7 protein-coding genes are annotated in these 14,049 nt (G+C 73.3%); 2 read left to right on the top strand and 5 right to left on the bottom strand.

Translation table 11 applies throughout. The annotated features are described in order from the left end of the window. The first annotated feature begins 82 nt into the window (after nucleotides 1-82). Entirely contained in the window at nucleotides 83-5,056 is a 4,974-nt protein-coding gene (locus E4P38_RS11750; protein WP_135131997.1) for an NAD-glutamate dehydrogenase, read from the top strand. Nucleotides 5,057-5,123: 67 nt separating this feature from the next. Here E4P38_RS11750 and E4P38_RS11745 read toward each other — a convergent pair whose 3' ends face one another. After that, a complete protein-coding gene (locus E4P38_RS11745) occupies nucleotides 5,124-6,536 on the bottom strand; it encodes an amidase (RefSeq protein WP_135131996.1) in 1,413 nt (470 codons plus the stop codon). Nucleotides 6,537-6,643: 107 nt separating this feature from the next. Here E4P38_RS11745 and E4P38_RS11740 point away from each other — a divergent pair, with 107 nt between their 5' ends. Next, a complete protein-coding gene (locus tag E4P38_RS11740; RefSeq protein ID WP_209309067.1) occupies nucleotides 6,644-8,320 on the top strand; it encodes a DEAD/DEAH box helicase in 1,677 nt (558 codons plus the stop codon). Nucleotides 8,321-8,400: 80 nt separating this feature from the next. Here E4P38_RS11740 and E4P38_RS11735 read toward each other — a convergent pair whose 3' ends face one another. The 4 genes from E4P38_RS11735 to E4P38_RS11720 form a co-directional block, all read right to left on the bottom strand. Continuing rightward, on the bottom strand, nucleotides 8,401-10,983 hold the full coding sequence (locus E4P38_RS11735; protein WP_245160964.1) for a SpoIIE family protein phosphatase: 2,583 nt from the start codon (nucleotides 10,981-10,983) through the stop codon (nucleotides 8,401-8,403). 175 nt (nucleotides 10,984-11,158) lie between these two features. Further along, on the bottom strand, nucleotides 11,159-11,905 hold the full coding sequence (yaaA, locus tag E4P38_RS11730; RefSeq protein WP_135131994.1) for a peroxide stress protein YaaA: 747 nt from the start codon (nucleotides 11,903-11,905) through the stop codon (nucleotides 11,159-11,161). A gap of 42 nt (nucleotides 11,906-11,947) precedes the next feature. Next, the gene (locus tag E4P38_RS11725) at nucleotides 11,948-12,748 is read right to left on the bottom strand and encodes an exodeoxyribonuclease III (RefSeq protein WP_135131993.1); all 801 of its coding nucleotides are present in this window, start codon (nucleotides 12,746-12,748) and stop codon (nucleotides 11,948-11,950) included. A gap of 135 nt (nucleotides 12,749-12,883) precedes the next feature. Beyond that, complete coding sequence (locus tag E4P38_RS11720; RefSeq protein WP_135131992.1) at nucleotides 12,884-13,834, bottom strand: acyl-ACP desaturase; 951 nt, start codon at nucleotides 13,832-13,834, stop codon at nucleotides 12,884-12,886. Nucleotides 13,835-14,049 lie beyond the last annotated feature (215 nt).

Raw genomic sequence — 14,049 nt, 5'->3', positions numbered from 1 at the left:
GCCGGGGCGACCGGGGCCACGGGTCGGTAACGCTCGCCGCGTCGCAGTGACGGGCCCCCCATGTCGCAGTAGCGTCAGGGGCGTGGCGAGCACCACCGGTCTCGCACCGGAGACCCCGGTGCGCGAGCCGGACGGCGGCCCCGCGGCGGGCTCTCTGACCGAGCTGGCTGCGCTCGAGGCGGCCAGAGACGAGAAGCGTCAGCTGCTGGACCGTGCCGCCGAGTCGGCCCGGTCAGGGCTGGGCGCCAAGAGCCGGCTCCCCGCGGGCTGCGAGCCCGACGACCTCCCCGCCCTGCTGCAGCGCTACTACTGGAGCGAGCCCGCGGCCGAGGTCCTCGGGCACGAGCCGGCCGAGCTCGCCGGTCTCGCGCTCGGCCACCTGAAGCTCGCCGAGATCCGCCCGCCCGGCTCGGCCACCGTCGACGTGCAGCGCCTGCCCGACGGCCGGTCGGTCATCCGCCTGGTCACCGACGACATGCCCTACCTCGTCGACTCGGTGATGGCAGAGGTGGTGCGGCAGGGCGTCACGCTCGCCCACATCGTGCATCCCGTCGTCGTCGTCCGGCGTGACCTGCGCGGCCGGATCTTGGCCTTCTGCGACAGCTCGCTCGCCGTCGGCTGCGGCTCCGACGCTCTCACCGAGTCCTGGATGGCCGTCGTCGTCGACGGGTCTCTGGACGACGAGTCGGCCGCCGATCTCATCACCGGCCTGCGCACCGTGCTCGACGACGTCCGGGCGGTGGACGAGGACGCCGAGCGGTTGCGGGCCCGGGTGCTGGAACTGGCCGCGCGCCTCGAGGAACGCGCCGGCCCCTCCCCCGCCGCCGCCGAGCCGGCCGACGATCCCGCGGAGGCCGCCGCGCTGCTGCGCTGGCTGGCCGACGGGAATTTCGTCTTCCTGGGCGCTCGCGACGTCGACCTCGTCCCGAGCCGGGGAAAGCTCGCGGCGCGCGCCGTCCACGGCACCGGACTCGGCGTCCTGCGCAGCGACACCGACATGTCGGCGTCGGTGGCCGGCATGCCCGAGGCGACCCGCTCCCCCGCGCAGCACCTGCTCGAGGTGACCAAGGCCGACGCCCGCTCCCCCGTGCACCGGCGCGCCTGGCTGGACCTGATCGCGGTGAGCCTGCCGGCGACCGACGGCGGCCCGACCCGTCAGCTGCGGTTCGTCGGGCTCTTCCCGTCGACCGCATACACGACCAGCGTCGTCGACGTCCCCCTGGTGCGCCGCCGCGTCGCCGAGGTCATCACCCGCTCCGGGGTGCCGGTCGACAGCCACACCGGCAAGGAACTGCTCGACGTTCTGGAGACCTATCCCCGCGACGAGCTGCTCCAGGTCGGCGCCGACGAGCTGCTGCCGGTGGCCCTCGCCGTGCTGCACCTGCAGGAGCGCCGCCAGACCCGCCTGTTCCTGCGGCAGGACCCGACCGGGCGGTTCTGGTCCGCGCTGGTCTATCTGCCCCGCGACCGGTACACCACCGAGGTCCGGCTGGCGATGCAGCAGATCCTGCTCGAGCGGCTCGGGGGCACGAACGTCGAGTACACGGCGCGGTCCACCGAATCGGTGCTCGCGCGGCTGCACTTCGTCGTCCGGGTGCCGGTGGGCCGTCGCGGGTCCCCCAAGCTCATGGTCGTCGACGTCGAGGCGCTGCAGGCCGAGCTGGCCGCCGCCGCCCGCAGCTGGACCGACGACCTCGCCGACACGCTGCATGCGCGGCGCGGCGCCGAGGCGGAGCGGCTGCTGTCCCAGGTCGCCGACGCGTTCCCGGCGTCGTACCAGAACGACTTCTCCGCCGAGCAGGCCGTCGACGACCTGGAGCGGCTCGACGGCCTGGGCGAGGGGCAGCTCGCCCTCCGCCTCTGGACGCCGAAGGGCTCGGCGCCCGGTGACCGGCGGCTGACCATCTACCGGGTCGGCCAGCGGCTGCTGCTGTCGGAGGTGCTGCCGGTCCTGCAGAACATGGGCGTCGACGTCGTCGACGAACGGCCGTACGAGATCGACCGCATCGGCGCGCCGCCCACCTGGATCTACGACTTCGGCGTGGCGGTCCCCCAGGTCGAGCTGCCGCTGCTGCGCTCGCTGCCCGAGCGGTTCACCGAGGCGGTCGCGGCGGTCTGGCGCGGCGAGGCCGAGGACGACGGGCTGGGTGCGCTGGTCATGCTCGCCGGCCTCAACTGGCGCCAGGTCACCGTCGTGCGTGCCTACGTGCAGTGGCTGCGCCAGGCCGGTCTGCCGTTCGGGCAGCGCTACGTCGAGCAGACGCTGGCCGCGCACCCCGAGGTCGTCGCCCGGCTGGTCACGCTGTTCGAGGCCCGCTTCTCCCCGGAGCGCAGTCGTGGCCGCGAGGGGCGTCAGCGCGACGTCGTCGAGTCGCTGCGCACGTCCATCGGCGAGGTCGAGTCCCTCGACGCCGACCGCGTCCTCACGTCACTGCTCGCCGCGGTCACCGCCACCCAGCGGACGACGTACTACGCAGGCGGTCCGCTGGCGCTGAAGCTCGACCCATCCGCCGTCCCCGACCTGCCCGAGCCGCGGCCGGCCCACGAGGTCTGGGTCAGCTCGCCGCGCGTCATGGGCATCCACCTGCGCTTCGGCGCCGTCGCCCGCGGCGGCCTGCGCTGGTCGGACCGCCGCGAGGACCTGCGCACCGAGGTGCTCGGCCTGGTCAAGGCCCAGATGGTCAAGAACACGGTGATCGTGCCGACCGGCGCCAAGGGCGGCTTCGTCGTCAAGCACCCGCTCCCGGACGGCGCCTCGCGGGACGCCGTCCTCGCCGAGGGGCAGGCCTGCTACAAGCTGTTCATCGGCGCCCTGCTGTCGCTGACCGACAACCTGGTCGACGGCGTCGTGGTCCCGCCGGAGCGGGTCGTCCGGCACGACGCCGACGACACCTACCTGGTGGTCGCTGCCGACAAGGGCACGGCGACCTTCTCCGATCTCGCCAACTCCGTCGCGATCGAGCGGGGCTTCTGGCTCGGCGACGCCTTCGCCTCCGGCGGGTCGGTCGGGTACGACCACAAGGCCATGGGCATCACCGCCCGGGGCGCGTGGGAGTCGGTGACCCGGCATTTCCGCGAGCTCGACATCGACGTCGCGAAGCAGGACTTCACGGTCGTCGGCATCGGCGACATGTCCGGTGACGTGTTCGGCAACGGCATGCTCCTGTCGCCGCACATCCGCCTGGTGGCCGCCTTCGACCACCGGCACGTGTTCATCGACCCGACCCCGGACGCGGCGTCGTCCTTCCCGGAGCGCAAGCGGCTGTTCGGGCTCCAGCGCTCCTCGTGGGCCGACTACAACCGCTCCCGGATCAGCGCCGGCGGCGGCGTGTGGCCCCGGACGGCGAAGTCGATCCCGGTCTCCGAGCCGATGCGGGCCGCCCTCGGCCTGCCCGACGGCGTGGCAGCGCTCAGCCCGGTCGAGCTCATCAAGGCGATCCTGCAGGCGCCCGTCGACCTGCTGTTCAACGGCGGCATCGGCACCTACGTGAGGGCGGCCGGCGAGAGCGCCCTCGACGTCGGGGACAAGGCCAACGACGCCGTACGGGTGGACGGCGAGCAGGTGCGGGCCCGCGTTGTCGGCGAGGGAGGCAACCTCGGCCTGACCCAGCGCGGGCGGGTCGAGTACGCGCTGACCGGCGGGCGGGTGAACACCGACGCGATCGACAACTCCGCCGGGGTGGACACCTCCGACCACGAGGTCAACATCAAGATCGCGCTGAACCGGGTGGTCGACGCCGGGAAGCTCGAGGCCGCCGACCGTGCCGCGCTGCTCGGCGAGATGGCCGACGACGTCGCCGTCGCCGTCCTCCGGAACAACCACGCGCAGAACGCGACCCTCGCCGTCGAGGTGACCTCCGCGCGCAGCCTGCTGGACGCCCACGAGCGCTTCATCCGGAGCCTGGAGCGCTCGGGACGGCTGCTGCGCAGCGTGGAGGCGCTGCCCGACGACCGGCAGCTCGCCGAGCGGCGGCGCGACGGCCAGGCGCTGACCGGGCCGGAGCTGTCGGTGCTGCTGGCCTACGCCAAGCTCCAGGCCGGCACCGAGGTGCTCGCCTCCGGGCTGCCCGACGACCCGGCGCTCGAGCAGCTGCTCATCGACTACTTCCCGGCGCCGCTGACCAAGCGGTTCCCCGCGGCAGTCACCGGCCACGCGCTGCGGCGGGAGATCATCGCGACGGTCCTGACCAACCGTGCAGTGAACATCGCCGGAGTCACCGGCCTGTTCCGGCTGGCCCAGGAGACCGGGGCGCCGCTGTCCCGGGTCGTGCTCGCGCACACCGTCGCGCGCGCCGTCTTCGACGTGGACCGGCTGTGGGACGCCGTCCGGCCGCTGGACAACGTGGTGCCGGCGGCGACCCAGGTCGAGCTGCGCACCGAGGCGACCCGGCTGGCGGAGCGGACCGCCCGGTGGATCCTGCGGCAGCCGGAGCTCGCCGAGGAGACGGCGCCGTCGATCGCCGATGTGAGGGACCGGTTCGCTGCGCCCGTCTCGGCCGTCCGGGCGGGCCTGCCAGGGTGGCTCCTCGGCAACGAGGCCGAGTCCTACGCCGAGCGGTCGGCGAAGCTACAGGAAGCCGGCGTGCCGAAGGAGCTGGCCGCGGAGGTGGCGGCGGCGCCGCTGCTGCCGGCCGCGCTGGATCTCGCCGTCGTCAGCGAGCGGAGCGGGGCGCCGGTGGCGTTGGCCGGGCAGGTCATGCAGTGCGTCGCCGAGCGGCTCGGGCTGGTGCCGCTGCGCGAACTGGTCATCGCGCTCCCGCGGGACCGGCGCTGGCCGTCGATGGCGCGGGCCTCGCTGCGTGACGACCTGGCGATGGAGCAGGCCTCGCTCACCGAGGACGTGCTCAGCCTGCGGACGACGGACACCGATCCGCCCGAGAAGCTGGTCGCCCTGTGGGTCGAGGGCTGGGACACCACGCAGGCCCGCTCGGCCGCGCAGCTCGCCGACATCTCCGCCGGCGACCGCCACGAGCTGGCCGAGCTGCTGGTCGCCGTCCGCACGCTGCGTGGCCTGCGCAAGCGCCGCCAGGCCCGCCGCATCCCCCGCCCCGAGTAGGCCCCCTCAGCGCCGCTATACCGGTCTGAGGCTCTCTAACTCCTCCGCTAGAGAGGCGTAGAACGCCTCAGAGGGCAGGGCGGCGCTGGCCGAACCGGGTGGCCTGCTCGAACGCGTGGCCGACCTCGAGGATGCGGCGGTCCGCGCGCGGTGCCCCGATGATCTGCAGCCCCACCGGCAGGCCGTCCGGCGTGAACCCGCCCGGCACCGACAGCGCGGGGCAGCCGGTCGCCGAGATGACCGTGCAGGACCGCATCCACTCCAGGTAGTTCTCCTGCGGCACTCCCCCGATCTCGGTCGGGTACTCCAGCTCGACCGGGAACGGCAGCACCTGGGTCGTCGGTGCCAGCAGGACGTCGTAGCGCTCGAAGAACGCCACCATCCGCTCGAACAGCTTCGTGTGCTCGATCTCGGCGCGGGCGATGTCGGCGCCGCTGAGCGTGGCGCCCAGCTCGGCGTTCCACCGGATCGACTCCTTGACCTTGCCGGGATTGCGCCGCCCGAGCTCGCCGAAGGTCGACTCGAACAGCCAGGCCCGCAGCGTCCCGAACACGTCGTCGGCGCCGGACAGGTCGGGGCAGTCGTCCGCCACGGTCGCGCCCAGGTCGGCGAACACGGCCGCGGACGACGCCAGCACCGAGGTGATCGCCGGGTCGACCGTCACCCGGCCACCGAGGTCGGGCGCCCACGCCACCCGCAGCCCGGCCAGCGACGACGGCAGGGGGGAGGCGAACTCCGCGGGGTCGTCGGCCAGCGAGATCGGCACCCGGGGGTCCGCCCCGGCGAGCACCGACAGCTGGAGCGCGACGTCGGCGACCGTGCGTCCCATGGGCCCCTGCACGGACAGCTGCGACCACCCCATCGCGGCCGGCCACGTCGGCACCCGGCCCGGCGTGGGCCGGAGACCGACGACGTTGCAGAACGCCGCCGGGTTGCGCAGCGAGCCGCCCATGTCGCTGCCGTCGGCCAGTGGCACGAGGCCCGCCGCCAGCGCGGCGGCCGACCCACCCGACGAGCCGCCGACGGAGAGGCCGTGCCGGTACGGGTTGTGCGACGCCCCGAAGACCGTGTTGTACGTGTGCGATCCGGCTGCGAACTCCGGCACGTTGGTCTTCCCGACCCGCAGGGCGCCGGCAGCCTTGTAGCGGGCCACGATCAGCTCGTCCCGCAGCGGCACCGTGTCGGTGTGCAGCGGCGACCCCCACGTCGTCCGCATGCCGCCGGTGGCGTGCGTGTCCTTGTGTGCGACGGGCAGCCCGTGCAGGGGGCCCACTGAATCACCGGCCGCGAGGGCCGCGTCGGCGGCGTCGGCTGCTGCCCGGGCGCCGTCGGCGTCGAGGGTCACGACGGCGTTGAGATCGGGGTTCAGCCGGTCGATCCGGTCGAGGTGCGCGTCCATCAGCTCGCGCGCCGAGATCTCGCGCGCACGGAGCATCCCGGCGAGCTCCGTCGCCGGCCGGAAGAAGAGGTCGTCGTCCACCGGTGGAGCCTGCCATGCTTTCCCCCGCCCGCCCCACCGCGCTTTCCCCCGCCCGCCGATAGCCCCCGGCCGCGCGCGGCAGGGGCGGCCGGGGAACGATGACCCCGATGGACGACGACGAGCAGGGCGCCACTTTCGACGGTCTCGGTCTGCGGCCGGAGCTGCTGCAGGCGCTGTCCGCCCTCGGGTACGAGGAGCCGACACCGATCCAGCAGGAGGCGATCCCGCCGCTGGTGGCCGGGCGCGACCTGCTGGGACAGGCGGCCACCGGCACCGGCAAGACGGCTGCGTTCGCGCTGCCGATCCTCCAGCAGCTGACCGCGCACCGGTCCGAGCGCGCACCGATCGCGCTGGTCCTCGTGCCGACCCGCGAGCTCGCCGTCCAGGTGTCGGAGGCGCTGCACCGCTACGGCAAGGACCTCGGCGCCCGGGTGCTCCCGGTCTACGGGGGCGCCCCGATCGTCCGCCAGCTGCGCAGCCTGGAGTCCGGCGTCGACGTCGTCGTCGCGACTCCCGGCCGGGCCCTGGACCTGCTGAACCGCGGCAGCCTGCGGCTCGGGGACGTCGCCACCGTCGTCCTCGACGAAGCCGACGAGATGCTCGACATGGGCTTCGCCGAGGACCTCGAGGCGATCCTCGGCGAGACACCGGACACCCGGCAGACCGTGCTGTTCTCCGCGACCATGCCGCGGCGGCTGGATTCCCTCGCCCGCCGGCACCTCAACGACCCGGTCCGCATCGCCATCGGCCGCGAGAAGGCGGTCGCCGGGGAGGCGCCCCGGGTCCGGCAGACCGCCTACGTCGTCCCCCGGGGGGCGAAGCCCGCAGCGCTCGGCCGGATCCTCGACATCGAGGCGCCCGCCGCGGCGATCGTCTTCTGCCGCACCCGCGAGGAGGTCGACTCCCTCACCGAGACCCTCAACGGCCGCGGCTACCGCGCCGAGGCCCTGCACGGCGGCATGAGCCAGGAGCAGCGCGACCGGGTGATGGGCCGAGTCCGCGGCGGGATCGCGGAGCTGCTGGTCGCCACCGACGTCGCCGCGCGCGGCCTGGACATCGAGCAGCTCACGCACGTCGTCAACTACGACGTCCCCTCGGCGCCCGAGTCCTATGTGCACCGCATCGGCCGGGTCGGCCGCGCGGGCCGCGAGGGCGTCGCGATCACCCTGGCCGAGCCGCGCGAGCACCGGATGCTCAAGACGATCGAGCGGGTCGCCGGTGCGCCCATCGCCGTCCAGACGGTGCCGACCGTGGCCGATCTGCGGAACCGGCGACTGCAGCTCACCCAGGCTGCGCTCCGCGAGAGCCTGCTGACCGACGACCTCGACCGGTTCCGCGGAGTCGTCGAGACCCTCACCGACGAGTTCGACCTCATGGAGGTCGCCCTGGCCGCGGTGAAGCTCGCACACGAGGCCGGGGGAGGCTCCGACGACGACGAGGAGATCCCGCAGGTCGCCTTCCGGCAGGACAAGGACGGCGGACGCGGGCCCGCCGGCCGCAGCGCCGGCAGCCGGGACGACCGGCCGCCGCGGCGGGTCACGGGCGGCGCGGCCGCCCGCGTGTTCGTCGGCGCGGGCCGGGACGCCGGGATCCGCCCGGGCGATCTCGTCGGGGCGATCACCGGGGAGACCGGCCTCAAGGGCCGCGACATCGGCTCGATCGAGATCCACCAGCGGTTCGCGCTGGTGGAGGTGCCGGAGTCAGCGGCCGACGAGGTCGTCCAGGCGCTGCGCGCCACCATGATCAAGGGACGCAAGGCCACGGTCCGCCGCGACCGCACCTGAGGAAGGTCCCCCTGCCCCCGCCGCTCGCACGCTCGCGCCCGGACCCCGCAGGGGGCCGAACCGCACATCGGAACAAGGTCTCAGGTGGTCGCGGGCTCGTCCGGCACGGTGGGTGGCACGTCGTTCGGCCCGGCTTCCGCGGGCCGGGGCAGGTCCTGCCGGTGCAGCCGGACGGCGACGAGCGCGACGTCGTCCTCCGGGCGGCCCTGCACGAGCCGCTCGAGCACCTCGTCGAGCAGCTCCTCCAGCGGCCGGTCGGCGAGCTCGATCAACGTGTCCCGGAGCCGCACCAGGCCGGCGTCCAGATCGGCGTCGCGCCGCTCCACGAGTCCGTCGGTGTAGAGCAGCACGGTCGCTCCGCGGTCGAGGGTGACCACCGATTCCCGGCGCTGGGTCTCGTGGTCGACGCCCAGGAGCAGATCACCCCGCCACGAGGCGAGCTCGGCGACACTCCCGTCCGGGTTGACCACCAGCGGCGGCAGGTGGCCCGCGTTTGCCCACCGCATCCGGGTGATGCCCCGCTCGCGCTCCTCGGGTGTCTGCTCGAAGCGCGCGACGGCGGCGGTGGCCAGGGTCGTGGTCTGCAGCGTCGTCATGGACGTGTCGAGCCCGCGGAGCACCTCGGCCGGCCCCGCGTCGCTGTAGGTCGCGATCCCTCGGAGCAGCCCGCGCAGCTGGCCCATGGCGGCGGCCGCCTCGGTGTCGTGGCCGACGACGTCGCCGATCACGAGCATCGTGGCGCCGCCGGGCTGCAGGAAGGCGTCGTACCAGTCGCCGCCCACCCGCGCGGCCTCGGCCGCGGGCAGGTAGCGGACGGCGATCTCGCCGTGGTCGGGCTGAGGCGGCTCGGTGAGCAGGCTGCGCTGCAGCCCCTCGGCGAGCTGCTGCTGAGCGTTGTAGAGGCGGGCGTTGTCCAGCGCCAGGCCGGCGCGGTCGGCGACGTCCTGTGCCGTCGCGAGGTCCTCGTCGACGACCGTCGACCCGGGAGCGAAGTAGAGGGTGAGCAGGCCCAGGATGCGGCCGCGACCGCGCATCGGGAGCACGACAGCCGAATCGGGCCCCAGGAGGCTGAGCAGGTCCTGGGCCTCGCCGGACGGGAGCAGTCTGATCACGGTGCGGCCGTGCTCGCGGATCGGCTCGCCGCTGATCAGGGCCCGGGCCACCGGTGAGACGGCAGGCATGGACTCCAGCCGAACGGAGGCGTATCGCTCGAGCAGGCGCCGGGACGCCGGGTCGGAGTGCCACGAGCCGACGTCGCGAGGGCGCCCGTCCGGATCGACCAGGGTGACGACCGCGAAGTCCGCGAGGGTGGGGACGACGAGTCGGGGCAGGTGGGCCGCGGCAGTGGGTGCATCCAGGGTGCCGGCCAGCTCGGCGCTCACCTGGGCCAGGACCGCCAGCCGGCGTGCCGAACGCTCGGCCTGATCCTGCATCCGGCGGCGCTCGGTGACCTCGGTGAAGTACACCGACAACCCGTCGGGGCTCGGCCAGGCCCGCAGCTCGAACCAGCCGTCCAGCGGGGCGGGGTAGTACGCGTCGAAGGAGACGGGCACGCCGGTCCGGACGGCGGTGCGGTAGCTGTCCTCGAAGATGCTGTTGATCGCCGCGGGCCAGTCGTCCCAGAGCACGCGCCCGAGGAGTTGCTCCCGCGTGCGGCCGAGCAGCCGTTCCGCCTCGGCGTTGACATGGGTGAACCGCCATTCGCGGTCCAGGCTGTAGAAGCCCGCCGGCATCGCCTCCAGCACCCGGGTGACGCGCGCCGCCCCCTCGCGCTCGCCGGTGGTGTCGTAGGCCGCGCCGAGGAACCGGACGGCGCGGCCGCCGGCATCGGCGATCGCCCGCCCCCGGGCGTGCACCCACCGGGTCTCGCCGTCGAGGCGGATGATGCGGTACTGCGCCTCGAACTCCCCGCAGGTGTCGATGCAGGCCGCCATGGCCTCGGTCACCCTCGGGACGTCGTCGGGGTGCACCCGCGCGTTGAACGCGTCGATGGTCTCCTCGAACGCCGTGTCCTCGTAGCCGAACATGGTGAGCAGGCGGTCGTCCCAGGTGAGTCGCCCGGTGACCACGTCCAGGTCGAACGTGCCGATGCCGGCCGAGTCGATCGCCAGCCCCCAGCGCATCCGGTCGCTCTCGTACTCGCGGACCGTTGCCGAGAGCTCGAGCTGCGTGACCGACGACTCGGCCAGTTGACGGACGGTCGCGATGTCGGTGTCGGACCAGTCGCGAGGGTCGGGGTCGAACACGCAGAGGGCGCCGATCACCTGGCCGTTCCGCCCGGCCAGGGGAACGCCGAGGTAGGCGCCGACCTGGCCGGAGACCACCGGTGGCAGGTCGCGTACCCGTGGGTCGTGGCGCGCATCGGTGACGGCGAGCACCCCGGTGCCGGCCGCGGTGACCGTGCACAGCGACTCGCTGAGCGGGCTCTCGCCGCCCACCAGGCCTGGGGGCAGACCGCCGCCCGCGGCCAGGAACTGGACGTCGGTCAGCAGCGCGACCTGGCTCGCCGTGGTGCCCAGAAGTCGCGCGGCGAGCTCGGCCAACCGGTCCAGCGCGTGCGCGTCGCCGTGGGTCGGCAGCAACCGCCGGGCCTCCGCCAGCCGCTCCGGATCGGCGATCAGCGCTGCGGCCGCCCGTTCGCCGGGATGACGGCGATCGGTCACGGACAGATCTGTGGAGATCTCCACCGAAGCCCTTCTGCCCCGCGCTCTGTCAGGGATGCAGTGACGCCCCGGCCCCGCCTCTGGAGTCCGCACGCTCGCGTCAGTTATGTCACGTCCGGTCGGTTGCGCGCAACCAACCGGACGCAGGTCACTCCCATCCTGGTCGGTCAGGGAGTCAGGGAGCAGGGACGACGAGGACCAGCCCCCTGCCGCCGTTCTGTTCCACGTGCAACCCGGCGCGCCTCAGCAGGCTCCTGAGTCGCACCACGTCGGCCGGTTCGCCGGTCGTCGTGGCCAGCAACCGGGCCACCCGGCCCTTGTGCGCCTTGTTGAAATGGCTGACCACCGACCGAGTGCCGTCCGGGCGCTCGCTGAGCACCTCGACCGTGACCGCGCCCGGCACCGGGGCGAGCGCGGCATAGGAACCGCTGCGCAGGTCGACGACGAGTTCGTCGACGGCGGCGAGCACCGGGGAGAGCGCCGGGCGCCAGATCGCGCGGAGCGTGGGGAGGCCGGGCAGCGCCGAGCCGGCGGACAGCCGGTAGGCCGGGATCCGGTCCTCACCGCGGACCAGCCCGAACAGCGCGGACCCGACCGACAGCCGCCGTCCGGCCCGAGCCCGCTGGGCCCGCGTCATGGAGCCGATGTCCAGGGCGTCGTAGAGCACGCCGGTGTAGCGCCGCAGGGCCGGGAGCGTCGGGCTGTTCCAGAGCACGGCGTTGCGCGCGATCTCGTCGTCCTGACGCGCGGTCAGGCCCAGTGCCGTGCGGGCGGCCGGGACGTCACCGGCCAGCTCGACCAGCGTCTCGGCGAGCTCGGTGCGCACCGGCGTGAGCTCGGGTGCGGACAGGGTGGTGAGGTCCAGCGGGGGACCGTCGCCGCCGGGCGCCTTGGTCTCCGAGGGCGGCAGCAGGACGAGCACGGGACGCCAGTGTAAGGCCCCCTTCAGGGCCTGCCGGAGTCGTCAGGCCAGTTCCACGATGACGGGCGCGTGGTCGCTGGCGCCCTTGCCCTTCCGCTCCTCGCGGTCGATGCGGGCACCGGTCACCCGGGCCTGGAGGGCAGGCGAGCCGAGCACGAAGTCGATCCGCATGCCCTCCCGACGGGGGAAGCGCAGCTGCGTGTAGTCCCAGTAGGTGTAGACGCCCGGTCCGGGGGTGTACGGACGGACGACGTCGGCGTAGCCAGCCTCGACGACGCCGCGGAACGCCGCTCGCTCGGGCGGGGAGACGTGCGTCGAGTGCGAGAAGACGGTGATGTCCCAGACGTCGTCGTTCTCCGGGGCGATGTTCCAGTCGCCGACCAGGGCGACCTGGGCCGCCGGGTCCGCGGCCAGCCAGTCCGCGGCCGTCGTCCGCAGAGCCTCGAGCCACTGGAGCTTGTACTGCAGATGCGGGTCGGCCAGGGTGCGGCCGTTCGGCACGTAGAGACTCCACACCCGCACGCCCCCGCACGTGGCGCCGAGGGCCCGCGCCTCGGGTGCCGGGTCCAGACCCTCCTTCGACGACCAGGACGGCATCCCCGGGAAGCCGATCTCGACGTCCTCGATGCCGACCCGGGACAGGATCGCGACCCCGTTCCACTGCGAGTGGCCGACGTGGGCGACCTCGTACCCGATGGCGTTGAACATCATCTCGGGGAACTGGTCGTCGCGGCACTTGGTCTCCTGCAGCGCGACGACGTCGACGTCGCTGCGCTCCAGCCAGGCGGCCACCCGGTCGGCTCGGCTGCGGATCGAGTTCACGTTCCAGGTGGCCAGGCGCACTGAGACATTGTCGGCCTACCGGCCGACACCGCGGCCAGGGGGCCCTCGACCTGCGTCGAGCCCCAGCGGTCCCGTCGTTCCTCGGGGACCCTCCGGGCCCCGCTCGGATCGACCGACAGTCCCGGTCAGGGGCCTTCAGACCTGGACGGGGATCTCGCCACGGGCCGCGATCCGTGCGCGGATCCGCTCCCGGTTGTCGACGAACTTCGTCGCCTGGACGTCGAGGGCGGCGAGGAACTCCGCCAGCTCGTCGCGCGCCTTCTCCCCCTCGGGGCCGAAGTCGGTGCGGTCGAACACCTTCCAGGTGCGCAGGATGGGGCTGACGACCTCGTCGAAGTGCAGACGCGGGTCGTAGATGCCGGCCTTGGCGATGATGATCGAGTTCTTGCGGAAGTTCGCCATGTTGGCGCCGGGCATCTCGAAGTTCATCACCTCGTTGGCCACCGCCCGCATCATCTCGTCGGGGTTGATGTCGAAGGCCGCGGTGACGAGGTTCCGGTAGAAGATCATGTGCAGGTTCTCGTCGGTGGCGATGCGGGCCAGCAGCTTCTCCGCGATCGGGTCGCCGGTCGCCTTGCCCGTGTTCCGGTGGGAGACCCGGGTGGCCAGCTCCTGGAACGACACGTAGGCGACGGCCTCCAGCGGGGTCTTGTCGCCGGAGTCGTAGCCGGTGGTCATGTAGTCCATCCGGGCACGCTCGAGCTCGACCGGGTCGACGCCCCGGGTGACGACGAGGTAGTCGCGCAGGGCGACGCCGTGCCGCCCCTCCTCCGCCGTCCAGCGGCCCACCCACTGACCCCACGCGCCGTCCCGGCCGAACCGGGTGGCGATCTCCCGGTGGTAGCTGGGCAGGTTGTCCTCGGTGAGCAGGTTGACGAACATCGCGGCCTTCGCCGTGTCGTCCAACCGCGACTGGTCGGGCGACCAGTCCTCCCCGCCGAGGAAGGCGAAGTTGCGGCCCTCGTCCCACGGGACGTAGTCGTGCGGGTGCCACTCCTTGGCCACCGTGATGTGCCGCTCGAGGTTCTCGGCGACCACCGGCTCGAGCTCGGTCAGCACCGCTGCCTGCGGGGGTGTCTGGGGCATCGTGACCTCCGGAGGGTGAAGCGACCTACGCCTGCGTAACCTACGCCGCCGTAAGCATCGGTCGGTATCCAGAACAGGTGCCCCGAACCACCCTCGTTCACCCCTCATCCAGCGTCGGATCGCGGCTGTTTCCGGCGAGTCCCGCGGTCCCCAGGGGGCGGGGAGCAACCGTCCAGCCGACGCCCAGGCCGCTGCTCGGTGCGATCATGGCCGGA

Source organism: Blastococcus sp. CT_GayMR16 (genome assembly GCF_004570875.1).
In the GTDB taxonomy this organism is placed as follows: Bacteria; Actinomycetota; Actinomycetes; order Mycobacteriales; family Geodermatophilaceae; genus Blastococcus_B.
Note: the sequence above shows the minus strand (reverse complement) of the source record. Positions and strands in the feature narration are given on the sequence as shown.

Coding starts and splice junctions, on each gene's coding strand:
- E4P38_RS11740 (WP_209309067.1), top strand. CDS start 6,644: ATGGACGACGACGAGCAGGGCGCCACTTTCGACGGTCTCGGTCTGCGG.
- E4P38_RS11720 (WP_135131992.1), bottom strand. CDS start 13,834: ATGCCCCAGACACCCCCGCAGGCAGCGGTGCTGACCGAGCTCGAGCCG.